The organism is Ruegeria sp. K11, from assembly GCF_056531905.1.
Map to the genome: position 1 here is coordinate 245,445 of NZ_JBQFMP010000004.1, position 26,658 is coordinate 272,102.

The following is a 26,658-nucleotide window of genomic DNA, read 5'->3' on the forward strand; positions in this document are numbered from 1 at the left end:
AAAACTAGCCATGCTCGGAACATAGTTCCGAATCATAAATCAAGGGTAAATTTCGGGTGACCGTTTCACTCTGACTGGGTGGCAGCCCGACTCAGAGCAATTCGCCGGCCAACGAGTTCGCTCCGGATGCCGTAATCTTTACCTTACGTAAGTCACCTGCAGCCACATCTGCGCCGGAAACGTGAACTGCATGAAGATATTCGGACTTCCCGACCATCTGGCCGTTCAGCCGCCCCGGTTTCTCGAACAACACGCTAACCGTACGCCCCACCATCGAATCCTGAATTTCACGCTGATGGCGCGTGATCACGGATTGCAGCCGTTGTAAGCGGTCATCCGCCACTTCGGCCTCGACCTGTGGCCGTTCTGCCGCAGGTGTGCCCGGTCGCGTCGAGTATTTAAACGAATAGGCATAGCCGTACCTGACCCGTTCGACCAGTTCCAGCGTGGCCTGGAAATCCTCTTCGGTCTCCTCCGGGAACCCGACGATAAAATCACCTGACATAAGAATATCAGGTCGTGCTGTCCGGATGCGCTCGATCAGGCGCAGATAGCTTTCGGCGGTATGACTGCGGTTCATCCTTTTCAGGATTTTATCCGAACCGGACTGCACCGGAAGATGCAGATAAGGCATCAGCTTGTCACAGGTCCCGTGCGCTTCGATCAGATCATCGGCCATGTCATTGGGGTGCGATGTGGTAAACCGGATGCGCTCCAGCCCGTCGATCTTGTTCAACTCCCAGATCAGACCAGCCAGGGTCATGTCACCATCTGGGCCCGCACCATGATAGGCGTTGACATTCTGGCCCAGCAACGTGATTTCCCGCACCCCGCGCTCGACCAGATCACGCGCCTCGCGCAGGATACGATCAGCGGGGCGCGAAACCTCGGCGCCGCGCGTATAGGGCACCACACAGAACGCGCAGAACTTGTCGCAGCCCTCCTGCACAGTCAAAAACGCCGTTGGTCCGCGCTTGGCCTTGGGACGGTTTCTGAGTTTTTCGAACTTGTCCTCTTCGGGAAAATCGGTGTCCAGCGCCTTGGCGCCCTCCCGTGTTTTCGCCTCCATCTCGGGCAGTCGGTGATAGCTTTGCGGCCCAACCACCAGATCGACCAGAGGCTGCCTGCGCATGATCTCTTCGCCCTCGGCTTGCGCCACGCACCCGGCGACGCCGATCTTGAGGTCCGGCTTGTCCGCCTTCAACCCCTTGAACCGGCCCAACTCGGAATAGACCTTCTCGGCCGCTTTCTCGCGAATATGGCAAGTGTTCAGCAGAATCATATCCGCGTCATCAGGGCTTTGGGTTTCGACATAACCCTGCCCGCCCAGCGTTTCAGCCATACGCTCGCTGTCATAGACATTCATTTGACAGCCATAGGTCTTGATATACAGCTTTTTCGGGTCTGACATGAAAACGGCCTTTGCGTTCGCGGGATCGGCGTCATCTATACATATCGAACGCCGCTTGCAATGGCGCGCGGTTTACCCGATTTTGGCGAAAAACCGCAGCGCGATACATCCTGACAGGCAATGACCTACGACACGCTCCAAGCATTCTTGCAAACCGGCCAGACAGCGCAACTCACAGGTCCGGTCGCCCTGATCTTTGCCGAAGATGATGTCGAGGTCGACAGCACCATCCGCCACCACCTGAATCTGGGCTTCAAATCCGTGATCGCCTTCATGCCCGGATCGTTCAACCTCGACCCCGAGCTTGCCCGGCGAATCCATCGCGTGACCATGACCTGCGCCCCCCGCACAACCGTGTTCGACGCCATCAACCAGATCACCAAATCGGCACCCGGCCTGTGGATGTATTACTGCTACAACGCCGAGTATCTGTTCTTCCCGTTTTGTGAAACGCGGACGGTGGGCGAAATGCTGACCTTCCACACGGAAGAACGCAGACAGGCCATGCTCTGCCACGTTGTGGACCTTTACGCCGATGATCTGGACATGTTTCCAAATGGCGTCGCCCCCGACCGCGCCCTGCTGGACAGCACCGGCTACTACGCACACTCCCGCCACGACACCGAGGGCCACCCGCTCGACCGGCAGCTTGAGATGTCCGGCGGTTTGCGTTGGCGGTTCGAGGATCACATCCCCTATGAGCGCCGCCGCATCGACCGTATCGCCATCTTCAAATCCCAAAAGGACATCCTGCTGCGGCCCGATCACACCTTCACCGAACCGGAATACAACACCTATTCTTGCCCGTGGCATCACAACATCACAGCAGCAATCTGCTCTTTCCGCGCCGCCAAGGCGCTGAAATCCAACGCAGGGTCCACATTCGACATCCGCACGTTTCGCTGGCAACACTCAAGACCGTTCGAGTGGTCTTCCACGCAATTGCTCGACCTCGGCCTGATCGAATCCGGCCAATGGTTCTGATCCGCATTTCTTCTGTTTGAAAATACCTCGGGGGAGTCGCGGCGCAGCCGCGGCGGGGGCAGAGCCCCCTATCGCCGCAACAAAACCGGAAACCAGTCTTCTCTCAAACGCTGACCAAGCTCCATGCCATGCCCCGGAAACGGCGGCGACGTGCGCCCGGGGCGCTCAACATACCGCGCGTCATCCCCAAGCAGACGCAACGAAAACGCCCGTCGCCGACAGTCCGACCGATTGCCACGCGCCCCGTGCAATGTCCGATAGTTGAACGCCACCGCATCGCCCGGGGCCATATCAAACTCGACGACCCGCATGCCCTCGGCATCCGGGTCCGGAACCGGAATATACTGCCCTTCATCCGGGAAGTACCCCTCTTCCGAAACCCAGCGGGTCGGCAAAACCTCTTTCTCCCACCGATGCGACCCGGCAACACACCGCAATGTCGCTTCGGTCACTGGGTCCAGCGGAGACCAGAAACTGATCGTCTGCTGCCCATCGACAAAGTAATACGGTCCGTCTTGATGCCAGGGTGTCGCCATCGACGTGCCGGGCTCTTTGACCAGAACATGATCGTGAAACATCTGTACGGTCTGCGACTGCATCAGATCAGCGGCAACCTCGGCAACCGGAGAGGTCCGGATCACCTCCTGAAACGGCGCGATGCGTGACCAGTTGCAATAGTCGTCGAAAAACCGACCCGTCTCACCCTGTTTCTGGTTCTCCGAAGCATATGGTCCGGGCTCGGCCATATTCATTGCGACCCCATCGCGCAATGCATCAACGTGTTCCGCGAACAATCCCCGGACCAGCACAACACCATCTTGCTGATAGGCGTCGATCATGTTCTGTGAAACCAAGGGATGCACCATTTCCGTCTCCATGCCTGTCCTGCGATGATCTGCACATGAGAGCCGCCACGGTTCAAGCCCTTTCGAACTATGTTCAGATACAGGACAAACCGGTCAGGCATGTCGACCGCAACCTGTTCATCGATTTCAAACGGGATTATTTCTTGCGCAGACGGATCACGACATCGACCGATGCAATCTCGACACCTTCAGGAGCCTGGGGAAGACGTTGAATCACCAGTTCTTCGGATGGGGCGTCGCTCAGCCGCGCCTCTTCTTCCCAATAAAAATGGGGATGGTCATGCGTGTTGGTGTCAAAATAGCTTTTTGACCCGTCCACCGTGATTTCCTGCAGAACGCCTGCGTCACAAAAGGCGCGCAGCGTATTGTAGACCGTCGCCAGAGACACGGCATCGCCATTCTCTTTCGCCGATTCAAACAGGCTTTCGGCCGTGACATGGCGATGCCGCCCGTCACCCACCAGCAACTCGGCCAGAGCCACGCGCTGCCGTGTCGGGCGCAAACCGGCGTCAACCAACCAATTCGTGGCTATGCTTTGGCTTTCAGGTGTCATGAATCCGATACCATTTTGTTGCTGACTTATATATAAGTGCTTTGGTCAGGTAATTTCAAATGAAATTCATTCGCAAAGAACGCCCTGAACACAACATGATGTAGGCCGCCGCTCTTGCAGGACCTTGCAAACGGGTGCTAGACGAGGCCAGATTGAATGAACGGACCCCTGGCAGGAGAGGCGGCAGAATGGCCCAATTCCCGAGCAGCTTTGATAAGGACGATCTGCTGAAATGCGCCCGTGGCGAGTTATTCGGCCCAGGCAATGCGCAGTTGCCCGCCCCGCCGATGCTGATGATGGACCGTATCACCGATATCTCGGCCGATGGCGGCGAACATGGCAAAGGGCATGTTCTGGCCGAATTCGACATCACGCCGGACCTGTGGTTCTTTGATTGCCACTTTCCCGGCAACCCGATCATGCCCGGCTGTCTGGGCCTTGATGGTCTGTGGCAGTTGACGGGGTTCAACCTGGGCTGGCGTGGCTGGCAGGGGCGCGGCATGGCCGTGGGTGTGGGCGAGGTCAAACTGACCGGCATGGTGCGCCCGGACCGCAAAATGCTGACTTATAAAATTGATTTCAAAAAGGCGATCCAGACCCGCCGCCTGACCATGGGCGTGGCGGATGGAATCGTCGAAGCGGACGGTGAAATGATATACGACGTCAAGGACATGAAAGTCGTCCTGTCCGAAGCCTGAGCCTGACCGGCCCGAAATAAGGAGCACGCACATGCGTCGAGTAGTTGTCACCGGTTTGGGGGTCGTGTCCTCCATCGGGAACAATGCCGAAGAGGTTCTCGCCTCGCTGAAAGCTGGCAAATCCGGCATCGAAGCGAACGCGCAGATGGCCGAACACGGATTTCGCAGCCAGATCGCCGGATCGCTCAAGATTGATGTGACCGAACATGTGGACAAGCGCACCCTGCGCTTCATGGGACCCGGTGCCGCCTATGCTCATATCGCCATGAGCCAGGCAATTGCCGATTCCGGCCTGACCGAAGATCAGGTGGTGAACCCGCGCACCGGTTTGGTGGCCGGGTCCGGTGGACCTTCGACCAGCGCTATGCTGACCGCGCATCAGACTGTGCTTAAAAACGGCGCGACCAAGCGGATTGGGCCGTTTGCAGTGCCCAAATGCATGTGCTCGACCATTTCCGCGAACTTGGCGACGGCCTTCAAAATCAAGGGCATCAACTATTCGATCACCTCGGCCTGCTCGACCTCGCTGCATTGCATCGGCAACGCGGCTGAACAGATCATGCTGGGCAAGCAGGACGTGATGTTTGCAGGCGGCGGTGAAGAACTGGACTGGACGCTGTCCTGCCTGTTCGACGCGATGGGCGCGATGTCATCCAAATATAACGACACGCCCGACAAAGCGTCACGCGCGTTCGATCAGAATCGCGATGGGTTCGTGATTTCGGGCGGCGGCGGCATCGTTGTGCTGGAAGACCTCGACCACGCTCTGGCCCGTGGCGCCAAGATATACGCCGAGGTCACCGGCTATGCCGCCACATCCGACGGCCATGACATGGTCGCCCCGTCTGGTGAGGGCGGCGAGCGTGCGATGCGGCTGGCCCTGTCCACCGTGCCCGAAGGCCGCAAGGTGGGCTATATCAACGCCCACGGAACCTCGACCCCGGTCGGAGATGTGGGCGAGGTCGAAGCCGTGCGCCGCATCTTTGGCGAAGGTGGCGTGCCGCCAATTTCATCGACCAAATCGATGACCGGACACGCGCAAGGCGCGGCTGGCGCATTAGAGGCGATCTTCTGCCTGCTGATGCTGCATCATGATTTCATTACGCCCTCGATTAACGTCGAGACTCTCGCCGAAGGCATCCTGCCCGGTGAAATTGCAACGCAATTGGTTGAAAACGCAGGTTTGGACAGTGTCATGACCAACAGCTTCGGCTTTGGTGGCACGAACGGGTCCATGGTTCTGTCCAAGTATAACGGGTGAATAAGATGTCGGAACTTCTCAAGGGCAAACGCGGCCTGATCATGGGCGTGGCCAATGACCGCTCGATCGCGTGGGGCATTGCCAAGGCCATGCACGAAGCCGGCGCTGAACTGGCCTTCACCTATCAGGGCGAAGCTTTCGGCAAACGGCTGGAACCACTGGCCCAGAGCCTGGGCAGCGATTTCATGGTCGATGCGGACGTCACAGACGACGAATCGCTGGATCGGGCGTTTGATGAGCTTGGGAAGCGCTGGCCGACCATCGACTTCGTGGTTCACGCCATCGCCTATTCGGACAAGTCCGAACTGACAGGGCGGTTTTTGAACACCACGCGCGCGAACTTCAAACACTCGCTGGACGTCTCGGCCTATTCCTTCATCGAGGTTGCGCGCCGCGCTTATCCGCTGATGAAAGACAATGGCGGCACACTGCTGACCCTGACCTATCAGGGGTCCAACAAGGTTGTACCGAATTACAACGTCATGGGTGTTGCCAAGGCGGCGCTGGAATCAGCCACACGCTATCTGGCCAACGATCTGGGTCCTGAAGGCATCCGGGTGAACGCGATCTCGCCCGGCCCGATGAAAACGCTGGCCGGTGCGGCCATCGGCGGTGCGCGCAAGACCTACAAGTTCTGCGACCAGAACGCACCGATGCGCTCGAACGCGACGCTTGAGGCGGTGGGCGGCACCGCTGTCTATCTGGCCTCGGATGCCGGTACCTATACGTCGGGCGAGATCATTCGCGTCGACGGCGGCTATCACATTCTGGGCATGCCGCAGCCCGAGGCCATGTGACCATATCTTTCCCTGTGACCGCCCAGATTTGACCATCTTTGGGTTGCAGGGATTGCATTATGAGCAAGTTTGAACACATCCTCGCAAGCACCGGGCATTCTGCCCCGAAACCGCGATCCGGTATGAAAAGCAGCCGCGCGCGTGTGCTGCTTTTGACCCTGACAATCATGTTGATTGCGTTTGCGTTCCTGACCCAGCCGCAAATCCGTGCGGCAGTTGAACCCTGGCTCGGGCAACTGCCGGGGATTTGATCCGGGTCCTCAGTTGATCGACACGATCTCGATATCGAAAATCAGGTCCTGACCTGCAAGCGGGTGATTGGCGTCCAATGTCACGGTGGCTTCGTCAACTTCGACAACGGTCACTGGCAGAGCTTGCCCGTCGGGGGTTTGCATCTGCAACTGCGTGCCCGGCTCCAGCGGAATGTCATCGGGGATACCTTCGCGCGGAATGCTTTGCCGTGCACCGGGATTGATCGGGCCATAGGCTTCTGCGCACGGAACCTCGACCCGTTTCTTCTCACCGATTTCCATACCCGGCAGCGCCGCATCCAGACCGGGAATGATCTGGCCCGAGCCCACCGCAAATTCCAACGGATCGCGACCGTCCGAGCTGTCAAAGACTTTGCCATCCAGCAGCGTGCCGGTGTAGTGGATGCGAACCGTGTCGCCTTGTTTGATTGCGGTCATTGTGGCCTCCGGGCCGTTAGGGCATGAAGTGCGCACCCTAAAGTTCTGCACGACATTGTAAACCCTGGCCCCTTTCCCCCTGCGGGATGTTGTGCAAGTCTGCGCCCGATTAGCGGAGGACCCAATGCCCATCACCACATGCGTTTTCGATGCCTACGGCACCTTGTTTGACGTCGCCGCCGCCGCGCGGCAGGCTGCGGCAGAACCCGGCTTTGAGGCGTTGCAGGACAAATGGCCCGAACTGGCCAACCACTGGCGCCTGAAACAGCTCCAATATACTTGGCTGCGCGCCGTGGCAGACGCCCATGCAGATTTCTGGGATGTCACGCAGGACGGACTGGATTGGGCCCTGGAGGCGGCTGGGCTGCAAGGCGACGCGAAGCTGCGGCAGCGGCTGTTGGATTTGTATTGGGAACTGCAGGCCTATCCAGAAGTTCCCGCGATGCTGAAGGCGCTCAAGGATGGGGGGATGCAAACCGCGATTCTGTCGAATGGCTCTCCACCGATGTTGGACGGCGCGGTACAGTCGGCCGGGATTGGCGATGTGCTTGACGATGTGCTGTCCGTCGAAAGCGTGGGTGTCTTCAAACCGCATGCCCGCGTCTATGATCTGGTGCAAGGCCGGTTCGGCTGCGCCCGCGACGAGGTGCTGTTCGTTAGCTCCAACGGATGGGACGCTGCAGGAGCCAGCGGGTACGGGTTCGTCACCGCCTGGGTCAATCGTGCGGGCGAGCCGATGGACCGGTTGCCGTGGAAACCCGCGCAGGTCTTGTCCGACCTGACGACGATCCCAAAACTCGCAGGTCTTTGATGGCGTTTTTCACCACCTCGGATGGAAAGCAGATTTACTTCGAAGACAGCGGCACGGGCGCACCGTTGTTATGTCTGGCCGGGTTGACGCGCAATACACGCGACTTTTCGTATCTTGCACCGCATGTGCGGGACTTGCGCATGATATCCATGGACTACCGGGGGCGTGGCCAGTCGGACCATGATCCGGATTACGCAAACTACAATGTCATCCGCGAAGCGCAGGATGTGGTGGAACTGCTGAACCATCTCGGTCTGGAAAAGGTCAACATACTAGGCACTTCGCGCGGCGGCCTGATCGCAATGGTGCTGGCTGCAGGGTATGCAGACCGGCTGGCCAGTGTGGTCCTGAACGATGTCGGGCCGGTGATCGAACCGTCAGCCATCAACCGGATCATGACCTATGTGGGCAAGCAGCCCAACGCCAGAACCTATGACGAGGCAGCACAGGCCCTGAAACACATGATGGAGCCCGCCTTTCCCGGCGTGCCACTGGATCGCTGGCGTCAGATGGCTACGTTTCAATATGCCGAAACCAGCAATGGCCTGACATTGCGTTATGACCCGGCCTTGCGCACCGCGCTGATCGAGCAGGCCAAAACGGGAGAATCGCCCGATTTATGGCCGTTGTTCGACGCGTTACGCGCCGTGCCCACTGGCGTGATCCGGGGCGCGAATTCTGATCTGCTCAGCGCTGCGACACTGGCGGACATACAGAGCCGAAATCCCGGGCTGATCTCGGCCGAGGTTCCGGATCGCGGTCACGTTCCCTTTCTGGACGAACCCGAGGCGCTGGAAGTGCTTCGCAAAACGATGAGGCCCGTATGAGCAATATCGACATGATCGAAGCCGCAGCGCAGCGGCTGCAGGGGCATGTGCGGCAAACGCCGATCCTGACCTCTCCGTTTCTGGATGACATCGCCGGGCGGCGCGTTCTGGTGAAACCCGAATGTCTGCAGCACACCGGCAGTTTCAAGTTTCGCGGCGCGTGGTCGGCAATCTCGGCGCTGGATGAGGAGACCCGCCAACGCGGGGTCATCGCCTATTCCTCGGGCAATCACGCGCAGGGTGTCGCCCATGCCGCCACGCGGCACGGCATTTCGTCGGTGATCGTCATGCCGTCGGATGCGCCGCAGCTAAAGATCGACAACACGCGCGCACTGGGGGGTGAGGTCATTTTGTATGATCGCGCCAATGAAAGCCGGGAAGAGATCGGTGAGGCGCTGGCCCAGCAGCGCGGTCTGACTTTGATCCGGCCCTATGACGAACCGCAAGTCATCGCCGGACAGGGCACAGCAGGGCTCGAGATCGCCGCGCAGGCGCGCGAACTGGGCGTGACCGAAGGCGACGTTCTGGTTTGTTGCGGTGGTGGCGGTCTGATCTCGGGCGTCGCACTGGCGCTTGAAAAGCACGCACCCGGGCTGCGTGCCCGCCCGTGCGAGCCCGAAGGGTTCGATGACGTCAAACGGTCCTTGTTGTCGGGCCGCATTCAAAGCAATGCCGAGACGTCCGGCAACATCTGCGACGCCATCCTGACCCCCCAGCCGGGGCAGATCACCTTTCCGATCCTGCAGCGGTTGTGCGGGCCGGGGTTTTCCGTGTCCGAGCAAGAGGCGATGCACGCCATGGCCCTTGCCTTTTTGCGGCTGAAAATCGTGCTGGAACCCGGCGGAGCCGTGTCGCTGGCCTCAGCCTTGTTTCGCAAAGATCAGATCGACGGGGACGCCGTCATCGTCCTTGCCTCGGGCGGAAACGTTGATCCGGAAATTTTTACCAGATCAACAGAGTTCTTAACCTGACATTCAGCGGGAATAAGGGCATTTTACGCGCGAACAGAGTCCAGACGCTCGAATTCAGAGGCCGAATGCCATGCATATCGCCGACCTTGGTGACGTAAAGCTGCACTACCGGATCGATGGCGACCCGGCTGGGGTGCCTTTGGTCTTTGCCAACTCGCTTGGAACCGATCTGCGCCTGTGGGATCAGGTGCTGCCGCATCTGCCCGACGGGCTACGCATCATAAGATATGACAAGCGCGGTCACGGGTTGTCCTCGGAACCGGCTGGGCGGTATTCCATGGGGGCTTTGGTGCGCGATGCCGAACGTCTCCTTGATTATCTTGAAGTCCGAGATTGCGTGTTTGTCGGGTTGTCCATTGGCGGCATGATCGCGCAGGGGCTGGCCGTGAAACGGATGGACCAGATTCGCGCTTTGGTGTTGTCAAACACGGCGGCCAAGATCGGCACCCCGGCAATGTGGCAAGACCGCATGGCCGCCATCGAACACGGCGGGATCGAGGCGCTGGCCGATGCGACCATGGAGCGGTGGTTCTCAAAGTCCTTCCGAGACACGCCAGAACTGCAGCTGTGGCGCAACATGATGGCCCGGCAACCGACCCAGGGGTATCTGGGGTGCTGCGCCGCTATTTCCGGCACCGATTTCTATACGCCGACCAGCGGGTTGCGGCTGCCTACGCTGGGAATTGCCGGCAGCGAAGATGGTTCAACCCCGCCCGATCTTGTGCGCGAAACCGTCGATCTGATCGCTGGCTCACGCTTTGCCCTGATGCGACGCGCCGGACACTTGCCTTGTGTTGAGCACCCGAAAGAGTACGCTGGGTTGCTGTCGGGGTTTCTGGCCGACATCGGGCATATCTAAAGGAGACGCATGATGGCAGATTTCCTTTTGGTTCACGGATCGTGTCACGGCGCGTGGTGCTGGCGCGACCTGATCCCCGAACTGACGGCGCTGGGGCATTCCGCGCGCGCCATTGATCTGCCCAGCCACGGCTCGGACCCGACGCCGATCGCGGATGTCACACTGGATCTGTGTCGGGACAAAATCCTGTGTGCATGTGACGCCAACACCATCGTTGTGGGGCATTCCTGGGGCGGCTATCCGATCAGCGCCGCAGCCGAGGCCGCGCCGGATGCGATCAAAGGGCTGGTCTATCTGTGTGCCTATGTTCCGCAGGATGGTCTGTCGATGATCCAAATGCGCAAACGCGCCCCCCGGCAGCTGATCGGCGATGCGGTCGAGAAATCCGCTGACGGCCTGTCCTATTTCGTCCTGCCAGACCGGATTCAGGGGCTGTTCTATCACGATTGCGATGCGGATATTCTGGCCTATGCGCTTGCCCGGTTAAGTCCGCAGGCCATCGCCCCGCAGGACACGCCGCTGCCGACCGGGCCATGCTTTGAACGTGTGCCAAAAGCCTATATCCGCACCCTCGACGACCGCACCATCCCAACGGAATATCAGGCCGAGATGAGCCGTCACGCCGCGCCGGAGCTGCGCCTGACCATCGACAGCTCGCATTCTCCGTTCTTCTCGCACCCGCGAACCCTTGCCCGGATGCTGGAGCGCATTGCAGACGCATTCTGACCCGACACCGACGTCACCTCTTTCCTCAAGGCCGGGGCAAAGCTAGTGTCGCCGGGGATTTTGGACCCGAGGTTTCATGCGCCTGCCCTTTCTGTTCGTACTCGGCATCGTGATGATCGACGCGATGGGCATCGGCTTGGTCCTGCCCATCATGCCGCAATTGATTGTCGAGGTTCAGGGCGGTTCCCTGGCCAATGCCGCCATTTGGGGCGGTGTACTCAGCACCGCGTTTGCCGCAATGCAATTCCTGTTCGGGCCGGTTCTGGGCAATCTGTCGGACGCCTATGGCCGCCGGACCGTGGTGCTGGTCTCGCTTTTTGTAATGGCGCTGGACTATGTGGTGATGGCCGTAGCGGGCAGCATCTGGCTGTTGCTGGCCGGGCGCATTGTCGGCGGGATCACCGCCGCCACCCATTCGACAGCCTCGGCCTTCATGGCGGATGTATCCAGACCCGAGGACAAGGCCGCCAATTTCGGATTGCTGGGCGCGGCCTTCGGGCTTGGCTTTGTTCTGGGGCCACTTCTGGGCGGCCTGCTCAGCGAATTTGGGACCCGCGCGCCGTTCTGGGCAGCGGCAGGGCTGTCCGGCTTCAGTTTTCTAGTCGGGCTGTGGGTGATGCCGGAAACCGTCACGGACAAGACCCGCCGGGCGTTCAACTGGCAGAGGGCCAACCCGGCCGGCTCGCTTAAGGCCATCGCTGCCCTGCCGGGCATTCGACCGTTGTTGTGGGTTTATTTCCTCTATTCCATCTCGATTTATGTCTACCCGGCCATCTGGTCCTATTTCACCCTGGAACGGTTCGGCTGGTCGCCGCAGATGATCGGCCTGTCACTGGCCGTATACGGGATTGGGATGGCGGCTGTGCAAGGCGGCCTGATCCGCCCGGCGACGCGGTATCTGGGTGAAAGGGTCACGATCATCTGGGGCATGGTGTTCGAGATCGTCAGCTTCGTTTTGCTGGCGTTTCTGACCAACGGGTTCATCGCCCTGATGCTGATCCCGATCACCGCATTCGGGGCGGTGGTTTCACCCGCGTTGCAAGCGTTGATGTCCAGGGCCACACCCGATTCACAACAGGGCGAGTTGCAAGGCGTACTGACCGCGCTGCATGCGCTTTCGATGATCCTGTCCCCTCTGATCATGACCAGCGTCTTTGCCTATTTTGTCGGGCAGAACGCCCCTGTCTATCTGCCCGGTGCGCCTTTCCTGCTGGCTTTGGCCCTGATGGCGGGCGGGTTCGTGCTTTTTGTGCGACCGCGCGCCGCTCTGGTCTGAGAGCGACCTTATTCTGGCGGATTTTGCCTTGAATGCATGCGCCCAAGCCGTCACCGTGGTCAAAAAGGAACGGGGAAAGACATGCAATCCATCAAAGCGGCCGTGTGCCGGGAGTTTGGCGCACCTTTGGTGATCGAGGACATCTTGATTGCACCGCCCGGGATGGGCGAGGTCGAGGTTTCGCTGGACGCGGTGGCGATCTGTCATTCCGATATTTCCTTCGCCAGCGGCGCCTGGGGCGGGTTCCTGCCCGCAGTCTACGGCCACGAGGCCGCAGGGGTCATCACCGCCGTGGGTGATGGGGCAGGCGCGTTTCAGGTTGGCGAGTCGGTGGTGGTCACGCTGATCCGCGCCTGCGGCTCCTGCCCATCTTGCGCGGGTGGAAAACCGACCATTTGCGAAACACCTTATGACACGGTCAAAGGCCCTCTTCGGACAGGCGATGGCGGACCTCTGGATCAGGCGATGGCTTGCGGTGCATTTGCAGAAAAGGTGGTGGTTGATCACCGGCAGATCGTAAAAATCCCGGACGCCATGCCAAAGGATGTGGCCAGCCTGTTGTCCTGCGGGGTCATTACTGGCGTCGGCGCGGCGGTGAATGCTGCGGGCCTGCGCGCTGGTCAGGATGTGGTTGTCATCGGTGCCGGAGGGGTTGGCCTGAACGCAATTCAAGGCGCGCGGATTGCCGGGGCCCGGCGTATTGTGGCGGTCGACATGACCGACGACAAGCTTGAGATCGCCAGGGAATTCGGCGCAACCCACGGCGTCCGCGCCGATGCGGGCACGCCCTGGAAAGCCGCTTACAAAGCGCTGGGCGGGCGTGGAGCCGATGCCGTTCTGATCACTGTCGGCGCGATCCCGGCCTATGATCAGGCGCCGCGCTATCTGGGGCGCGGCGGCAAGGCCATCATGATCGGGATGCCGCATTCCGGTGACATGTCCAGCTATGAGCCGGTCGTTCTGGCGGCGCTGGGTCAGGGGCTGATCGGTTCGAAAATGGGCGATGTCGTCATTCAGCGCGACATTCCCTGGATGATCGACCTGTATGATCAGGGGCGTCTGAAACTGGACGAGCTGATCTCGGGGCGCTGGACCCTGTCGCAGATCAACGAGGCGATTGCGGATACCAGAACCGGATCAGCCCGGCGAAATGTCATCGTCTTCGACAAGAACTAGGGCCACCTGACGCGAGGGATTGGGATGAAACTGCAGGATCTCGATATCATCGTCACCGCGCCGCCTGCGCCCGGCTGGGGTGGGCGCTATTGGATACTGGTCAAAGTCACAACGGATACCGGCATTACCGGATGGGGCGAATGTTATGCCTCGTCCGTAGGTCCCGAGGCCATGCGCCATGTGATCCGCGATGTGTTCGAACGGCATATGCAGGGCGAGACCCCCGAGAATATCGAGCTGATGTTTCGCCGCGCTTATTCCAGCGGATTCACCCAGCGCCCGGACCTGACCGTTATGGGCGCGTTCTCCGGGCTGGAGATCGCCTGCTGGGACATTCTGGGAAAGGACCGGGACCGGCCGGTCTATGCTTTATTGGGTGGGCTGATGAATGATCGCATTCGCGCCTATACTTACCTTTACCCGCTTCCCCAGCACAATTTGACCGATTTCTGGACCGCCCCGGATCAGGCAGCCGAATGCGCGGCGGAAATGGTCAGGCGGGGCTATACGGCGGTCAAGTTCGACCCGGCAGGGCCTTATACGATCCGGGGCGGTCATATGCCCGCGATGTCCGACATCTCGCTGTCTGTGGCGTTCTGCAAAGCCATCCGCGAGGCTGTGGGCGAAAAGGCCGATCTGCTGTTTGGCACTCATGGCCAGTTCAACACCGCCGGAGCCATCCGGCTGGGTCAGGCCTTGGAGCCATACTCTCCGCTCTGGTTCGAGGAACCCACTCCTCCGGACATGATCGAAGACATGGCCCGCGTCGCCCGCAATGTGCGCATTCCCGTCGCCACCGGAGAGCGGATGACGACCAAGGCCGAGTTCGGCGCCGTTCTGCGCGCCGGTGCAGCCGAGATTCTGCAGCCGGCGCTGGGGCGTGCCGGGGGCATCTGGGAAATGAAGAAGGTCGCCGCCATAGCCGAGGTGTTCAACGCCCAAATGGCACCGCATCTGTATGCCGGCCCCATTGAATGGGCCGCCAATGTCCAGCTGGCAGCCTCGATCCCGAATCTGTTGCTGCTCGAAACGATTGAGACACCGTTTCACGATCAGCTGATCAAAGGCAGCCTGAAGGTGAAAGACGGGTTTGTGCACCCTCCCACAACCCCCGGTCTGGGCATCGACGTGGACGAAGCATTGGCACGGGCGCATCCCTATACAGGCGGTGGTCTGCATTTACAGATGCAGGAAGCCCCATGTGACTATGCCAATGGCAACGCCTTTCAAGGCGGCGCACCGGCCACCGAGGGGTGACAAACCAAACAAAATTGGGGCATATTGTTACGACTTCAAGTTTCGAAACGGATCGATCGTGACCCTGAAAGACATCGACCTCCCCCCGGCGCAGGCGGATGGCCCTGCCGACATGAAGGAAAGCGCCGAAAAGGCAGCCGCTTTCCTGAAAACGCTGGCCCATGAAGGCCGGTTGATGATCCTGTGTCATCTGGGCGCGGGTGAAAAATCGGTGGGAGAGCTTGAGGACCTGTTGCAGATGCGGCAGGCCGCCGTTAGTCAGATGCTTGCGCGGTTGCGCGCCGAAAATCTGGTATCGACCCGGCGCAACGGGAAAACCGTGTATTATTCCTTGCACGACGGCAACACGGCTCAGGTGATCGAACTTCTTTATAAGCTGTTCTGCAAACCCGCCGACTAGTTTGAAACGTATCCGGCGATAACCTGCAGCAGTTTGAACGCAGTGGCCGCATCGTTTTCGACGACAGCCAGAAACTCTTCTTCACCGATGCGCAGACAGGACAGATCGGATTCGGCGATCATGCTGAGCGCGCGCGGCTCTTTCCGGATCAACCCCAGTTCACCGACCAGAGCACCCGGGCCAACCGTGGCGATCAACTGATCCGGGTTGTCTGACTGTGGCAGGTACAGGCCCGCTTCGCCTTTCAGAACCACATAGGCTCCATCCGTGGGTTGGTCATCCTTCAAAAACACGATCTCACCCGGTTTGGCGTTGAACCAGCGCGCACCAAAAGCCAAAAGGCGCAACTGCCTGCGGTCCAGTCCCGAAAACAGAGGCGTCTGTTCCAGCGCCCGCAGCTTGCGTGCCAGATCGGCCGATGCGGCACTGTCTTCCTCGACCTCGGTCGGTCCTTCGTCCGACACGACCCGGCCCTGCCGTATTTCAACATACATGTCGAACACGTCGGGATTTTCAAATTGATCATGCAGATAGATCACGGTGGTTTCGGGCAACAACGCGCGCAGGTTTTTGTAAACCGAGACCTGCGTTTCCATGTCATAGCTGGCCAACGCGCTGTCGAGGATCAGGATATCGGGCTTTTTGATTGTGGCGCGCGTGAACGAAAGCGGCTCGGCAAAGACCGCTGGCAGGTTCTGCCCGCCCAGCGCCACGGGAATATCGTAGATCAACTCCACAACCGATGGGCGCGCGCCGCTTTCTGCCAGGACATCGACAATCAGTTTGCGCGCCTCGTCCGACCGCGCTCCGCCCATCTGACTGACCTTGCCGAACAATGCGTTTTCCATCACCGTCAGACCGGGTGCAAATTTCTCGGCATCCAGCGGGACAAAGACGTCGTGCAATGTCTCAAGCAGTTTGTGCGAATGGCTGTGGCGCAACTCCAGAATGCGGCTTTTCAGTTCATTCGTGAAGGCCGGGCCGATCTGTTCGGCCGAGATCACAACCGGAACCGCCAGCAACGTGGCCAGTTGTTCGTCGTCCAGCCCTGCCACCCCTTCGTTTCGCGTACGCTCCAGAAGCTCGATTGCGGCCTCATAGGTATGCGCTTCAAGGCCCAGCTTTCGGAACAGGGGATGATCGGTGCCGTCCAGACCAAAGATCTGACGCAGCATCTCGATCACGTCGCGGGTCAAACCAACCAAGACCTCATCCAGACCCAGATCACGCAACTGTCCCAAAAACACAGTTTGGCGGGCCAGCAATTCCTGCGTGACCGGAACTTTGGGCGTGGCGAACAAAAGGTTCTCTGCCACGGGCAAAGCGGCATTATAGGCGTCGCGATCAAAGATCAGCGCCTGCTCTTCAAACCCGGCCTCACGCACGGCTTTCTGAACCTGAGGGCGCAGGTCGACCAGCATCGTCGCCAGCGTCGCGTGTCTGACCGGATCAAAAATCTGCTCGGCCCCACGGTTGAACAGCGCAACTCCGGAACCCATCCCGTCAATCAGTTGCAGCCACCAGTCCCGTAACGCCTGCGCGTCCCTGACACCTGCACGCGATGGATCCAGCCAATCCACCGTGAACGGATCGGCACTATTGCCCGCGCGCAAGGTTTCGCCAAAACCCGGATCATCCGTCACCTCGGACAGCGGCTTGAACCGTATTGGCATCATAACATTCTCGCCCAGCGTGCCCTGAAACATCACCGGTCGCGACGAGGCATAGCCGATCTTGGCCGCGATGACGCTTTGATACAGCGACGTGATATCCTTGCCGCCCACATCCAGCCGTCCCGAGCTGGGCAGGATTTCCCGCGTCAACAAATTGGATATGGCCCGGCGGTCCTCTTCGCTGGGCGCCGCGATACCAATGGTCTTGCCGCCGGGGAACACCAGATCAAGGTCGTCGAGAACCTGGTTGCCATCCATGTCCCGCACTGACACATGGTTCAATGCGATGTCCCCGTTCAGTCGCGGCGTTTCCTGCGGCTCGCCTTCAAACAAGCCCTCGTCCTGCATGCCCGCCGGATCAAAGCGTTCGATGACCACGTCCCAGCGCAGCGACATATCCTGGGTCTGGTTGTAATAGGCCAACAGCTCTTTCCACGGCGAGCTCAGATCCTTGTACGCGGCCAGCGCCGCCACCAGCGCCCCCAGCGAGACCGAACCCTGCAACACCAGAATCCCGCCCACGAGATAAAACATGAACGGCGTCAGCTGCGAGATGAAGTTGTTGATGAACTTCATGAAGAACTTCTTCTGGTAGATCTCAAAGCGAATGCCGAACAACCGCCCCAGCTGATCCGAGATCATCGCCCGCCGATACCGCCAGCCGCCATTGGCCCGCAAGGTTGCGGCACCGGCGGCGTTCTCGCCGATCTGCGCCGCCAGAACCCGTACTTCCTGAATGCGGCGCTTGTTCAACAGGTTGATCTGGCGTTGCAGCCGCGGGATCAGCCAGGCTTGCAACGGGATCAGCGCGACGGCGGCCAGACCGAACCAGACGCTTTGCAGAAACAGAAACGACAGGATGGTGATCATCTGCCCCGCCTGCAGCACCGGCTGACTGATCGCATCCCCCATCAAGCCGCCCATCGGCTCGCTCTCTGCGGTGATCATCGACACCAGTTCGCCCTGACTGACACGCTCAAAATACGGCTGAGGGAAACGCAGGGCACGACTGATCAGCTGATAGCGGAACCGGCGCAGCATCCGTTCGCTCAACACGCCCTTCATCGTGTTGATCCGCATCTTCATCAGCCCATGCGCCAGAACGGCGAGCAGGAAGGCCAGGCACAGGATCACCAGAAAGGTCGTCTGCTGCAGGCTGTATCCCCAGACCTCGACAATTTGCGAGGTCGCACCGATAGCGTCGTTGATAATCCGCTTGGGCAGTTCCAGCGTCAGGTACAGCAACGGGAACAGGGTTGAGGTCACGGCCAGCAGGATCAGCTGATCGCGTTTGGAGTGTTTCCAGATAAACCGAAAAATCGTGCGTTCTATGAAACCCGCCCCTGCCGTTGGTTTGCCATTCAAATCATTGATTTCAGTCTGAATGCAACGTCCTGAATTTACCGCAATCGTATCAGGGGACGCAAATGAATAAAAATCCCGACAAATTCCCCTTATGTGAACTAGTTCATTTGCGCAGAGTTGAATTACCGCTTAGTCTGCAACGCGGGACGATATCGGGAGGGTTAATTTGCCTGCCACTTTTGGCGCTGTGTTGCTGTTGCTCTGCTTGCTGCAGATCAAACACATGTTTGCCGACTATTACTTGCAGACGCCCAAAATGCTGTCGGGGCGTGGCAACTATTTCCATTTTGGACGCGCGCAACATGCAGCCGTACATGTTGTGGGCTCGGTCATCATTTTTGCCCTGTTTCAGGCCCCACCCGCGTTTATCCTGATTATCGCCGCCCTCGAATGGATCGTGCATTTCCATATCGACTTTTTCAAAGCCAGCTATTCCGACAAAAAACAGCTGCAACCCAATCAGGCGGCATTCTGGCGCGCCGCAGGGCTAGATCAGTGCATGCACAACCTGACCTACATCGCGATGGCCTGGGCCTGGGTGCAGTTCGCGACCTGATTGTCAGGGCGTGATCGGCTTGTTGTGCTTTATGGTGCGCAAGACCACATTGGTCTGGGCACTGGCAACGGCTGGCAAGCGAAACAGGAAGTCTTCGAGAAACACATTGTAGGCAGCCAGATCCCGGCACAGGACACGCAGGTGATAGTCGGCCTGACCGGTGGTTGCGTAACACTCCTGCACTTCGGGGCTGATTTCCACGGCACGAATGAAATCGACGATCTTTTCGGGATCATGCCGGGTCAGATGCACATGAACAATCGCTTCGAAAGTCAGGCCCAGCGCCGAGGCATTAACCACCGCCCCGTAACGTTCGATCAGGCCCGCCTCTTCAAACGCGCGCACCCGCCGCCACAGGGCCGAGGTGGACATGCCCACCGCATCCGCAAGCTCGGCATTTGACATCCTGCTGTCACTTTGCAGGGAAATGAGGATTCGGCGGTCTTTGTCATCCATTTGCATAGTTTTGGTTAAATAGATCATCTTGGCCGCAATAGTCGATTTATTTTTTCGGAATTATAGCTATCTTACAGGATATTCGGCACCAAATTTCGGCAATCTTGGACTAGTGTTCCGATCAGCTAACAGCCTGACGGACCCGCGCCATGAGCAGCCAAGACCCGACCCTCCGCATATACCAACTCTCCGACCGTTACGATCTGACCCAAGGCCGGGTCTTTCTGACCGGCACGCAGGCACTTGCCCGGATCATGATGGATCAAGCCCGGCGGGATCGTGACGCTGGTTTGAACACGGCGGGGTTTGTCTCGGGCTATCGCGGCTCACCGCTGGGCGGACTGGACCTTGAACTTTGGCGCGCCAAAGAACGGCTGAAAACCGACCGTATCACATTCATGCCAGCCGTGAACGAGGACCTCGGCGCGACGGCGGTTCTGGGCGCGCAACAGGCGACGCTGGACCCGCATTGCGAGGTCGAGGGCATTTTCTCAATGTGGTATGGCAAAGGTCCGGGCGTAGACCGCTCGGGCGATGCGCTGAAACATGGCAATGCCTATGGGTCCGCGCCCAAGGGCGGCGTGTTGGTGGTTGCGGGCGACGACCACGGCTGCGTAAGCTCGTCGATGCCGCATCAGTCAGATGTGGCCTTCATGGCGTGGTTCATGCCGACCCTGAATCCGGCTTCGGTTGCGGAATATCTGGAATTCGGCGAATACGGCTTTGCCCTGTCGCGGTTCTCGGGCACCTGGGTCGGGTTCAAGGCGATCAGCGAAACCGTGGAAAGCGCCCGCTCGGTCGATCTGCGCCCGGATCGCAGGTTCACGCTGCCCGAAATCGACCTGCCCGAACGCGGGCTGCATGTGCGTACCGCCGACCTGCCCTCACCCGAGATCGAGACCCGCATTCAGCACAAGCTGCGCGCCGTGCGGGCCTTTGCCGAGGCCAACCCCATCGACCGGCGCGTCTATGATATCGACAATGCCAAGTTCGGCTTTGTCACCACCGGCAAAGGGCATCTCGACCTGATGGAAGCGCTGTGCCTGCTGGGTCTGGACGAGGCCGCCTGCCGCCGTCTGGGCGTCGACATCTACAAGGTCGGCATGGTCTGGCCTCTGGCCCGCCGCAACGCGCTGCGGTTCGTGAAAGGCAAGGCCGAGGTGCTGGTGGTCGAGGAAAAGCGCGGCATCATCGAAAGCCAGTTCAAGGAATATTTCTACGATTGGCCCGGCGACAAGCCGCAGAAGATGGTCGGAAAATATGACAGCCATGGCGAGCCGCTGATCCCCTGGACCGGAGAGCTGAGCCCACTGATGCTGGCCCCCATCGTGGCCGCGCGTCTGGACACGTTCTTTCCCGAAGAGAACCTGCCCGCCAAAGCGCAGGCTTTGACCGAAACGCCCGCGCCGGTGATCAACGTGCCGGGAGCTGTGCGCACGCCCTATTTCTGCTCGGGCTGCCCGCACAACACCTCGACCAAAGTGCCTGAAGGCTCGACTGCGGCCAGTGGCATCGGCTGTCATGTTATGGCCTCGTGGATGGATCGCGAGACCGTGGGCTATGCGCAGATGGGCGGCGAGGGTGTGCCACAGGTAGTGGCCTCGCAATTCAACGGCGGCAAGCATATCTTCCAGAACCTTGGCGAGGGGACGTGGTACCATTCCGGCAGCCTCGCGATCCGGCAGGCCGTCGCGGCGGGGACGAATATCACCTACAAGATTCTCTACAACGATGCAGTGGCGATGACCGGAGGACAGCCGGTGGACGGACCGGTCAGCGTCGCGGGCATTGCCCAGACCTGCCGTGCCGAAGGCGTGGACCGGATCGCGCTGGTCTCGGACGATATCACCAAGTTCCGCCGCGCGGATTTCCCCGCCCGCACCACCTTTCACGACCGCGCCGAGATGGATACGCTGCAGCGCGAGTTGCGCGATATCCCCGGTGTCACCGTTCTGATCTATGAACAGACCTGCGCCACCGAAAAGCGCCGCCGCCGCAAGCGCGGCACGCTGGAGGACCCGCAAAAATTCGTCTGGATCAACGATCAGGTCTGTGAGGGCTGCGGCGATTGCTCGGTCGCTTCGAACTGCCTGAGTGTCGAGCCGCGCGAGACCCCTCTGGGCCGGAAGCGCAAGATCAACCTGAGTTCGTGCAACAAGGATTTTTCCTGCCTGAACGGGTTCTGCCCCAGCTTTGTCACGGTTGAAGGCGCAAGCCGCCGCAAGAAAACTGTCGATCTGGACCTTGCCGCCCTTGAGGAGGGTCTGCCAGACCCGGACCTGCCTGCACTGGATACGCCATATGACCTGCTGGTCACGGGTGTGGGCGGCACCGGGGTTGTCACGGTGGGCGCACTGATCACCATGGCCGCACATCTGGAAGGCAAAGGGTCATCTGTTCTGGATTTCACCGGCTTTGCACAGAAATTCGGCACTGTTCTCAGCTATATCCGTCTCGGCACGGCACCCGATGCGCTCAATCAGGTGCGCATTGATCAAGGCGCTGCGGATGCGGTGATCGGATGTGATGTGGTGGTCAGTTCGGCCCCCAAGGCCTCGGTCCACTATGCGCACGGCACTCAGGTTGTGCTGAACCGGGCCGAAATGCCCACCGGCGATCTGGTGCTGCGCCGCGACGCGCACCTGCGGGTCGATGCGCGCGAACAGGCCATTGCCGATGTGGTTGGCGCGAAAAACCTGTCGGGCCTCGACGCAAACGCAATCGCCGAGGCGACGTTGGGGGATGCGGTTTTTGCCAATGTCATCCTGCTGGGATATGGCTGGCAAAAGGGCCTGGTGCCCGTCTCTCATACTGCGCTGGCGCAGGCCATCCTGCTGAACGGTGTGGCCATCGACAAGAACCGGCTGGCCTTTGCCCTTGGCCGATGTCTGGCCGCTGATCCCAACCGGATCGATGGGCTGGTGCAACCGCCCGAGCCTGAGGAAACACTGGATCAGATGATCACGCGACGGGTCGCCTTTCTGACCGACTATCAGGACGCGACCTATGCAGAACGCTACGCGCAGCGGATCAGGGCGGTTCGCGATGCCCATCCGGGGGCGTCCGATCCACTGCTCGCCTCGGTCGCGCGCAACCTGTTCCGCTTCATGGCCTACAAGGACGAGTTCGAGGTGGCCCGGCTGCAAACCTCCCCTGATTTCACCGACGAACTGGCGCAGCAATTCGAGGGCGATTTCACAACTAGATACCACTTTGCGCCGCCGATGCTCAGCTGGCGCAAGGACGCGCGCGGACGGCCGGTCAAACACACGTTCGGGCCGTGGATGCGCCCTGTCCTGTCCGCCTTGGCCCGTGCGAAAGGCCTGCGCGGCAAGGCGTGGAACCCGTTCGGCTACCATTCCGAGGCCCGCCTGCATCGCGATATTCTGGCATGGTACGACGCGCTGCTTGATCAGTTCCTGTCCGATCCCGAAGGCGAGTGGCTAGAAAAGCTGGCAACCGCCGATGAGATCAGAGGTTATGGCCCGGTGCGCGCAGACAGTTTTGCGGCGGCGCGCAAACAGGCGGGTTAGCCCAGAACCGAAAAGCTGCTGTCGGTATTGATCGGGCGTTTGCGCGAATAAAACCCCACGTCGATGCTGCGCCCGATATAGGGCAGTTCGAACTGCAATGGCTGCGTGTCGTGATCGGCCCCGCCTTCGACATAGTCGATCAGAGCAGCCATCATCTTGCCCGCAATCGGAGCGTTCTTATACTGGTTCCCGCTGGTCCCGCAGGCCATGTAAAACCCCGGCAGGCTGGATTTGTCGTAGATCGGAATCCAGTCGGTCGAGGCATCGTACAGATCAACCACCCCGCGCGTTTTCGACGGAATCCCAAGCGACGGCACCCGCTGCGCATAGCGCATCGCTTGCGTGGTCCACTGATCGGTAAAGTCGCGATTATAGCTCTTGTCGTTGTCGCACCATTGATGGGGATCGCATTCCGGATCCTCGGACCCGATCAGGATGTGATTGCCATGCTCGGGGCGGCAGTAAAGCGCGATATCGCTGTCCGACACGATGGTTCCCTGATTTTCAAAATCGAACCCCTCGGGCGCGGGCACATGCACCACCTCTTGCCGCAAGGGGCGGGTCTGGATCGTCATGTCGTCCAACACGCCCGCCATCCGGTTGATGATGGCCGAACCCGGCCCCGCGACGTTCACGACGGCTTTGCAATGGATCTCCTCGCCCGAGGCCAGCCGCACGCCGGATACCCGGCCCCCTTCAGTCAGGATCTCGGTCACTTCGGCACCGGTCCGTACCTGCGCCCCATGCAGCTTCGCCGCGTCCATCAGGTTTTGCGCCGACAGGGCCGGGTCGGTCACATAGCCCGCCTTGGGCCAGAACACCGCGCCCTGCATCCGGCCTCCGTTGGGCTGACCGAACTCGGGGTCATCCATGCGTTTGGCCGGGGCAAAACTGTCCAGCGCATAGATCGGCAGCTGGTTGGTGATCTGGTCCGGCGACCAGTCTTCGAACGGACAACCCAGCTTGGCACTGTAGGCCTTGTGTTTGTCCAGAAACCCGTTGGCCTCGGTCTTCATCACCAGACACCCGGTTTCCCGAAACTGCGCCAGATCGGCCTCGTCAGGCAGGCCCAGATATTCAGACCAGTTGCGCCAATAGTGATAGCCCTCCCACGCGAAGGCGGTGCCATCCAGCGTGGAATAGTGCATCCGAATGATGGCGCAGGACCCGGCGGTCGAGCCATGTCCGACCTGGGTGTTCCGGTCCAGCGACAGGGTTTTCCACCCGACTTTCGACATTTCGAACGCGATGGCCGCGCCGATCACACCGGTGCCGATGATGATTGCGTCAGGTTGGCTCATGATCTGTCCCCTCCCAGAACCGTTTTGCATAGGCGCTGAATTCAGTGATTTCCTCGGGGCGCGGTTCGACCCCGGTAAAGACGTAAAGATAGTGCGGCACCATCGACAGGCGCACCGCCATAGGCTCATTCAGCTGCGCAAGATCATAGCCGATCTGCATGTAGTACAGCACCCGCGCGCGCGTTTCGGCCTCGGTCTCGTCATAGTCGAAACGGATGAACATCGCGCGCAAAGCCGCCAGACGCCGCGCATCCGACTGGTCCAGCATCCGGCGCACCTTGCCGGACCTGCGTGCCCAGTCGCGCACCGCGAAATCCAACGCGGTATCGAACAGGGCCGTGTTCACCACGCATCGCTGAACGTTGCAGACGGCGGCGGTGATGGTTTCGGCTTGTAGCTCGGATTGGGCGATCAACGCGGCGGTATTGGTTGCCTGCCATTTTGCCAGTAAAGCATCCAGCAATTCCTGACGGGACTTGAAATACCAGTAGAAGGACGACCGCGACACCGCCATGCGTTCGGCGAGGTTCATCACCTTGACCTGCTCGACCCCGTCCGAGATCAGCACATCCATCGCCACGTTCAGCCAGTCGTCGCGCGTGACTTTGACGTTACCGACCAGAGGTTCGGCCTTGGGGTCATCGCGGTGCAAAATTGGTTTGGTGTTCATTCAACTCTCCGGCGGCGCGCCGCCCTCTTCCGTGCGTCGGGCGATGAAGCCCTGCATAGCACCGATCCCGTCGCTTTGTTCGGGTGGTTCGAAATTGGCAAGGATATCCTTCCAGACGCCCGTTGCGCGATGATTGGCATCCACCGAACCACGCTCGGTCCAGGTGCCGAAATTGGCATAGTCATGGACGTGGGGTTCATAGAATTCGGTGTTGTAGCGCTCCATCGTCTGGCTGGTGGCAAAGAAATGCCCGCTGGGGTCAACCTCGACCAGCGCGGTGTCGAATCCGATCTCGGACGTCCCCGCCTGCGCACCGGCGCAAAGCTCTGCCACCATGTTCAGCACTTCGGCGTCACAGATCATCTTCTCGAACGACACTGTCAGACCGCCTTCGAGCCAACCCGCCGAGTGGATGATCACCGTCGCCCCGGCCATCAGACAGCCCCACAGGCCGAACTGGTTTTCGTTGGCGGCCTGCACATCGTTGATGTTGGACGCCGATCCCGCTGCCGAGCGCCATGGCAATCCAAGATGCCGGGCCAGTTGGCCCGCCGCCAGAGACGCCTGAAAATGCGACGGCGTCCCAAAGGCGGGTGCGCCAGACTTCATGTCCACGTTGCTGGTGAAGGTCCCATAGCACACGGGCGCGCCGGGGTTGGTCAATTGCGTCAGTGTCAACGCAGCCAACGCCTCGGCATGGGACAATGTGATCGCACCTGCCACCGTGATTGGGGCCATTGCCCCCATTAGCGTAAACGGCGTGATGATCGACATCTGCCCATAGCGGGCGAAATCGATCAACCCCTGCGCCATCGGGATATCCAGCGTGCGCGGGCTGTTGGTGTTGATGATCGTGTAGCTATGCGGGTTGGCACGGAAACCCTCATCACTAAGCCCCCGCGCGATGGACAGCATCTCAAAGCAATCTGTCACCTGCGGCGTCCCGCGCGAAAAGAAGAACGGGAACTTGTCCGTCAACTCCATCTGTGCCTGCGTGGTGAAATAGTGGCGCAGGTTGGTCGGCACGTCCTGCGGCTCGACCTGAGGCGATATCATCTGGAACACATCGAAATGGTGGGTCAGTTTCAGGAACTCCAGATAATCCTGCCCTGTCGCGGGTCGCCGCCCGCGTTCCAGATCGGTCGCATTGGGCGCGCCTGCCCCGGGTTGAAACACCAGACTGCCGAGTTCCAGCGTAAAATCACGTTTCCGATCACCTGCGCGACAGTTGATCGATCTCGGGGCCGACGCCACAGATGCTTCGACGATGTCTCGACCCAGAAAGACCATCTGACTGTCTTCATCGACCTTTGCCCCGGCCTTGGCGAAAATCGCGCGCGCCTCGGGCAGCAAGACCTTGATGCCCAGCTCTTGCAGCATCCGCAGGGCGGTTTCGTGCATGTCGGCGATCTGGTCTGCCGGGAACACCTCCATCTGCGGAAACGGGTTCCGCAACTGGCGGTAATTCACATCGCGACTGGGCTGGAGGACGGCTTCTGCCCCGCGCCCGCGCCGTCGGCGTCGTCCACCCTCAGCTTCCAT

25 protein-coding genes are annotated in these 26,658 nt (G+C 60.0%); 16 read left to right on the plus strand and 9 right to left on the minus strand.

The window, feature by feature from the left end; translation table 11 throughout:
- Window positions 1-91: 91 nt before the first annotated feature.
- On the minus strand, window positions 92-1,411 hold the full coding sequence (gene miaB / locus ACR0K4_RS08340; protein WP_480853580.1) for a tRNA (N6-isopentenyl adenosine(37)-C2)-methylthiotransferase MiaB: 1,320 nt from the start codon (window positions 1,409-1,411) through the stop codon (window positions 92-94).
- Between the two features lie 120 nt (window positions 1,412-1,531).
- Between miaB and ACR0K4_RS08345 the strand changes: the two genes are divergently transcribed.
- Complete coding sequence (locus ACR0K4_RS08345; RefSeq protein ID WP_480853581.1) at window positions 1,532-2,395, plus strand: hypothetical protein; 864 nt, start codon at window positions 1,532-1,534, stop codon at window positions 2,393-2,395.
- Between the two features lie 68 nt (window positions 2,396-2,463).
- Here ACR0K4_RS08345 and ACR0K4_RS08350 read toward each other — a convergent pair whose 3' ends face one another.
- Window positions 2,464-3,261: a phytanoyl-CoA dioxygenase family protein gene (locus ACR0K4_RS08350; protein ID WP_480853684.1), complete on the minus strand. Its 798-nt coding sequence runs from the start codon at window positions 3,259-3,261 to the stop codon at window positions 2,464-2,466.
- 136 nt (window positions 3,262-3,397) lie between these two features.
- Complete coding sequence (irrA, locus tag ACR0K4_RS08355; protein WP_480853582.1) at window positions 3,398-3,814, minus strand: iron response transcriptional regulator IrrA; 417 nt, start codon at window positions 3,812-3,814, stop codon at window positions 3,398-3,400.
- A gap of 188 nt (window positions 3,815-4,002) precedes the next feature.
- Between irrA and fabA the strand changes: the two genes are divergently transcribed.
- From fabA to ACR0K4_RS08375, 4 genes are read left to right on the plus strand one after another with little or no spacing between them, the layout of a single operon-like run.
- Complete coding sequence (fabA, locus tag ACR0K4_RS08360) at window positions 4,003-4,512, plus strand: bifunctional 3-hydroxydecanoyl-ACP dehydratase/trans-2-decenoyl-ACP isomerase (protein WP_480517532.1); 510 nt, start codon at window positions 4,003-4,005, stop codon at window positions 4,510-4,512.
- A gap of 31 nt (window positions 4,513-4,543) precedes the next feature.
- On the plus strand, window positions 4,544-5,773 hold the full coding sequence (fabB, locus tag ACR0K4_RS08365) for a beta-ketoacyl-ACP synthase I (protein ID WP_480853584.1): 1,230 nt from the start codon (window positions 4,544-4,546) through the stop codon (window positions 5,771-5,773).
- Window positions 5,774-5,778: 5 nt separating this feature from the next.
- Entirely contained in the window at window positions 5,779-6,570 is a 792-nt protein-coding gene (locus ACR0K4_RS08370) for an enoyl-ACP reductase FabI (protein WP_480517528.1), read from the plus strand.
- A gap of 59 nt (window positions 6,571-6,629) precedes the next feature.
- Window positions 6,630-6,821, plus strand: a complete 192-nt coding sequence (locus ACR0K4_RS08375) for a hypothetical protein (protein WP_480517526.1) — start codon at window positions 6,630-6,632, stop codon at window positions 6,819-6,821.
- A 9-nt stretch (window positions 6,822-6,830) separates the two neighbouring features.
- Here the strand turns inward: ACR0K4_RS08375 and ACR0K4_RS08380 are convergent, their stop codons facing one another.
- Window positions 6,831-7,259 carry an FKBP-type peptidyl-prolyl cis-trans isomerase gene (locus ACR0K4_RS08380; protein WP_480517524.1) on the minus strand — a complete coding sequence of 143 codons (429 nt, stop codon included), beginning with the start codon at window positions 7,257-7,259 and terminating at the stop codon, window positions 6,831-6,833.
- Between the two features lie 124 nt (window positions 7,260-7,383).
- On the opposite strand from ACR0K4_RS08380, the gene ACR0K4_RS08385 reads away from it, so the two are divergent.
- The 9 genes from ACR0K4_RS08385 to ACR0K4_RS08425 all read left to right on the plus strand — a co-directional run bounded on the left by ACR0K4_RS08385 (window position 7,384) and on the right by ACR0K4_RS08425 (window position 15,562).
- The gene (locus ACR0K4_RS08385) at window positions 7,384-8,070 is read left to right on the plus strand and encodes a haloacid dehalogenase type II (protein WP_480517522.1); all 687 of its coding nucleotides are present in this window, start codon (window positions 7,384-7,386) and stop codon (window positions 8,068-8,070) included.
- Window positions 8,070-8,897, plus strand: coding sequence for an alpha/beta fold hydrolase (locus ACR0K4_RS08390; protein ID WP_480853585.1), 828 nt, complete (start codon window positions 8,070-8,072; stop codon window positions 8,895-8,897). Before ACR0K4_RS08385 ends, ACR0K4_RS08390 begins: the two co-directional genes overlap by 1 nt.
- Window positions 8,894-9,868: a threonine ammonia-lyase gene (locus ACR0K4_RS08395; RefSeq protein WP_480853587.1), complete on the plus strand. Its 975-nt coding sequence runs from the start codon at window positions 8,894-8,896 to the stop codon at window positions 9,866-9,868. Before ACR0K4_RS08390 ends, ACR0K4_RS08395 begins: the two co-directional genes overlap by 4 nt.
- Window positions 9,869-9,938: 70 nt before the next feature.
- Window positions 9,939-10,727, plus strand: coding sequence for a 3-oxoadipate enol-lactonase (gene pcaD / locus ACR0K4_RS08400; RefSeq protein WP_480853588.1), 789 nt, complete (start codon window positions 9,939-9,941; stop codon window positions 10,725-10,727).
- Window positions 10,728-10,739: 12 nt separating this feature from the next.
- Window positions 10,740-11,453, plus strand: coding sequence for an alpha/beta fold hydrolase (locus ACR0K4_RS08405; protein ID WP_480853589.1), 714 nt, complete (start codon window positions 10,740-10,742; stop codon window positions 11,451-11,453).
- 76 nt (window positions 11,454-11,529) lie between these two features.
- Window positions 11,530-12,729 carry a TCR/Tet family MFS transporter gene (locus tag ACR0K4_RS08410; RefSeq protein ID WP_480517512.1) on the plus strand — a complete coding sequence of 400 codons (1,200 nt, stop codon included), beginning with the start codon at window positions 11,530-11,532 and terminating at the stop codon, window positions 12,727-12,729.
- Window positions 12,730-12,810: 81 nt separating this feature from the next.
- Window positions 12,811-13,905 (plus strand): Zn-dependent alcohol dehydrogenase, encoded by a 1,095-nt coding sequence (locus tag ACR0K4_RS08415; protein WP_480853590.1) that lies wholly within the window; start codon window positions 12,811-12,813, stop codon window positions 13,903-13,905.
- A gap of 24 nt (window positions 13,906-13,929) precedes the next feature.
- Window positions 13,930-15,162 carry a mandelate racemase/muconate lactonizing enzyme family protein gene (locus ACR0K4_RS08420; protein WP_480853591.1) on the plus strand — a complete coding sequence of 411 codons (1,233 nt, stop codon included), beginning with the start codon at window positions 13,930-13,932 and terminating at the stop codon, window positions 15,160-15,162.
- 112 nt (window positions 15,163-15,274) lie between these two features.
- Window positions 15,275-15,562: an ArsR/SmtB family transcription factor gene (locus ACR0K4_RS08425; protein WP_480853685.1), complete on the plus strand. Its 288-nt coding sequence runs from the start codon at window positions 15,275-15,277 to the stop codon at window positions 15,560-15,562.
- Here ACR0K4_RS08425 and ACR0K4_RS08430 read toward each other — a convergent pair.
- Window positions 15,559-18,600, minus strand: a complete 3,042-nt coding sequence (locus tag ACR0K4_RS08430) for a cyclic nucleotide-binding domain-containing protein (RefSeq protein ID WP_480853592.1) — start codon at window positions 18,598-18,600, stop codon at window positions 15,559-15,561. The genes ACR0K4_RS08425 and ACR0K4_RS08430 overlap by 4 nt on opposite strands.
- Window positions 18,601-18,766: 166 nt before the next feature.
- Between ACR0K4_RS08430 and ACR0K4_RS08435 the strand changes: the two genes are divergently transcribed.
- Entirely contained in the window at window positions 18,767-19,156 is a 390-nt protein-coding gene (locus ACR0K4_RS08435; RefSeq protein WP_480517504.1) for a DUF3307 domain-containing protein, read from the plus strand.
- Between the two features lie 3 nt (window positions 19,157-19,159).
- Here ACR0K4_RS08435 and ACR0K4_RS08440 read toward each other — a convergent pair whose 3' ends face one another.
- Window positions 19,160-19,618, minus strand: coding sequence for an Lrp/AsnC family transcriptional regulator (locus ACR0K4_RS08440; RefSeq protein WP_480853686.1), 459 nt, complete (start codon window positions 19,616-19,618; stop codon window positions 19,160-19,162).
- Between the two features lie 143 nt (window positions 19,619-19,761).
- On the opposite strand from ACR0K4_RS08440, the gene ACR0K4_RS08445 reads away from it, so the two are divergent.
- On the plus strand, window positions 19,762-23,145 hold the full coding sequence (locus tag ACR0K4_RS08445) for an indolepyruvate ferredoxin oxidoreductase family protein (RefSeq protein WP_480853593.1): 3,384 nt from the start codon (window positions 19,762-19,764) through the stop codon (window positions 23,143-23,145).
- Here ACR0K4_RS08445 and ACR0K4_RS08450 read toward each other — a convergent pair.
- Genes ACR0K4_RS08450 through ACR0K4_RS08460 form a run of 3 tightly spaced genes read right to left on the minus strand, consistent with a single transcriptional unit; the run spans window position 23,142 to window position 26,658 of the window.
- Window positions 23,142-24,446, minus strand: a complete 1,305-nt coding sequence (locus ACR0K4_RS08450; RefSeq protein ID WP_480853594.1) for an NAD(P)/FAD-dependent oxidoreductase — start codon at window positions 24,444-24,446, stop codon at window positions 23,142-23,144. The genes ACR0K4_RS08445 and ACR0K4_RS08450 overlap by 4 nt on opposite strands.
- Entirely contained in the window at window positions 24,433-25,116 is a 684-nt protein-coding gene (locus ACR0K4_RS08455) for a TetR/AcrR family transcriptional regulator (RefSeq protein WP_480853595.1), read from the minus strand. Before ACR0K4_RS08455 ends, ACR0K4_RS08450 begins: the two co-directional genes overlap by 14 nt.
- Window positions 25,117-26,658 (minus strand): trimethylamine methyltransferase family protein, encoded by a 1,542-nt coding sequence (locus tag ACR0K4_RS08460; protein WP_480853688.1) that lies wholly within the window; start codon window positions 26,656-26,658, stop codon window positions 25,117-25,119.

What these genes read in the sequence shown, in the direction of transcription:
- ACR0K4_RS08415 (WP_480853590.1), top strand. Translation starts at nt 12,811, where the DNA reads ATGCAATCCATCAAAGCGGCCGTGTGCCGGGAGTTTGGCGCACCTTTG.
- ACR0K4_RS08410 (WP_480517512.1), top strand. Translation starts at nt 11,530, where the DNA reads ATGCGCCTGCCCTTTCTGTTCGTACTCGGCATCGTGATGATCGACGCG.
- fabB (WP_480853584.1), top strand. Translation starts at nt 4,544, where the DNA reads ATGCGTCGAGTAGTTGTCACCGGTTTGGGGGTCGTGTCCTCCATCGGG.
- ACR0K4_RS08450 (WP_480853594.1), bottom strand. Translation starts at nt 24,446, where the DNA reads ATGAGCCAACCTGACGCAATCATCATCGGCACCGGTGTGATCGGCGCG.
- ACR0K4_RS08395 (WP_480853587.1), top strand. Translation starts at nt 8,894, where the DNA reads ATGAGCAATATCGACATGATCGAAGCCGCAGCGCAGCGGCTGCAGGGG.
- fabA (WP_480517532.1), top strand. Translation starts at nt 4,003, where the DNA reads ATGGCCCAATTCCCGAGCAGCTTTGATAAGGACGATCTGCTGAAATGC.
- irrA (WP_480853582.1), bottom strand. Translation starts at nt 3,814, where the DNA reads ATGACACCTGAAAGCCAAAGCATAGCCACGAATTGGTTGGTTGACGCC.
- ACR0K4_RS08385 (WP_480517522.1), top strand. Translation starts at nt 7,384, where the DNA reads ATGCCCATCACCACATGCGTTTTCGATGCCTACGGCACCTTGTTTGAC.
- ACR0K4_RS08345 (WP_480853581.1), top strand. Translation starts at nt 1,532, where the DNA reads ATGACCTACGACACGCTCCAAGCATTCTTGCAAACCGGCCAGACAGCG.
- pcaD (WP_480853588.1), top strand. Translation starts at nt 9,939, where the DNA reads ATGCATATCGCCGACCTTGGTGACGTAAAGCTGCACTACCGGATCGAT.
- ACR0K4_RS08425 (WP_480853685.1), top strand. Translation starts at nt 15,275, where the DNA reads ATGAAGGAAAGCGCCGAAAAGGCAGCCGCTTTCCTGAAAACGCTGGCC.
- ACR0K4_RS08445 (WP_480853593.1), top strand. Translation starts at nt 19,762, where the DNA reads ATGAGCAGCCAAGACCCGACCCTCCGCATATACCAACTCTCCGACCGT.
- ACR0K4_RS08440 (WP_480853686.1), bottom strand. Translation starts at nt 19,618, where the DNA reads ATGCAAATGGATGACAAAGACCGCCGAATCCTCATTTCCCTGCAAAGT.
- ACR0K4_RS08390 (WP_480853585.1), top strand. Translation starts at nt 8,070, where the DNA reads ATGGCGTTTTTCACCACCTCGGATGGAAAGCAGATTTACTTCGAAGAC.
- ACR0K4_RS08380 (WP_480517524.1), bottom strand. Translation starts at nt 7,259, where the DNA reads ATGACCGCAATCAAACAAGGCGACACGGTTCGCATCCACTACACCGGC.
- ACR0K4_RS08350 (WP_480853684.1), bottom strand. Translation starts at nt 3,261, where the DNA reads ATGGTGCATCCCTTGGTTTCACAGAACATGATCGACGCCTATCAGCAA.
- ACR0K4_RS08420 (WP_480853591.1), top strand. Translation starts at nt 13,930, where the DNA reads ATGAAACTGCAGGATCTCGATATCATCGTCACCGCGCCGCCTGCGCCC.
- miaB (WP_480853580.1), bottom strand. Translation starts at nt 1,411, where the DNA reads ATGTCAGACCCGAAAAAGCTGTATATCAAGACCTATGGCTGTCAAATG.
- ACR0K4_RS08370 (WP_480517528.1), top strand. Translation starts at nt 5,779, where the DNA reads ATGTCGGAACTTCTCAAGGGCAAACGCGGCCTGATCATGGGCGTGGCC.
- ACR0K4_RS08455 (WP_480853595.1), bottom strand. Translation starts at nt 25,116, where the DNA reads ATGAACACCAAACCAATTTTGCACCGCGATGACCCCAAGGCCGAACCT.
- ACR0K4_RS08375 (WP_480517526.1), top strand. Translation starts at nt 6,630, where the DNA reads ATGAGCAAGTTTGAACACATCCTCGCAAGCACCGGGCATTCTGCCCCG.
- ACR0K4_RS08460 (WP_480853688.1), bottom strand. Translation starts at nt 26,658, where the DNA reads ATGGAAGCTGAGGGTGGACGACGCCGACGGCGCGGGCGCGGGGCAGAA.
- ACR0K4_RS08405 (WP_480853589.1), top strand. Translation starts at nt 10,740, where the DNA reads ATGGCAGATTTCCTTTTGGTTCACGGATCGTGTCACGGCGCGTGGTGC.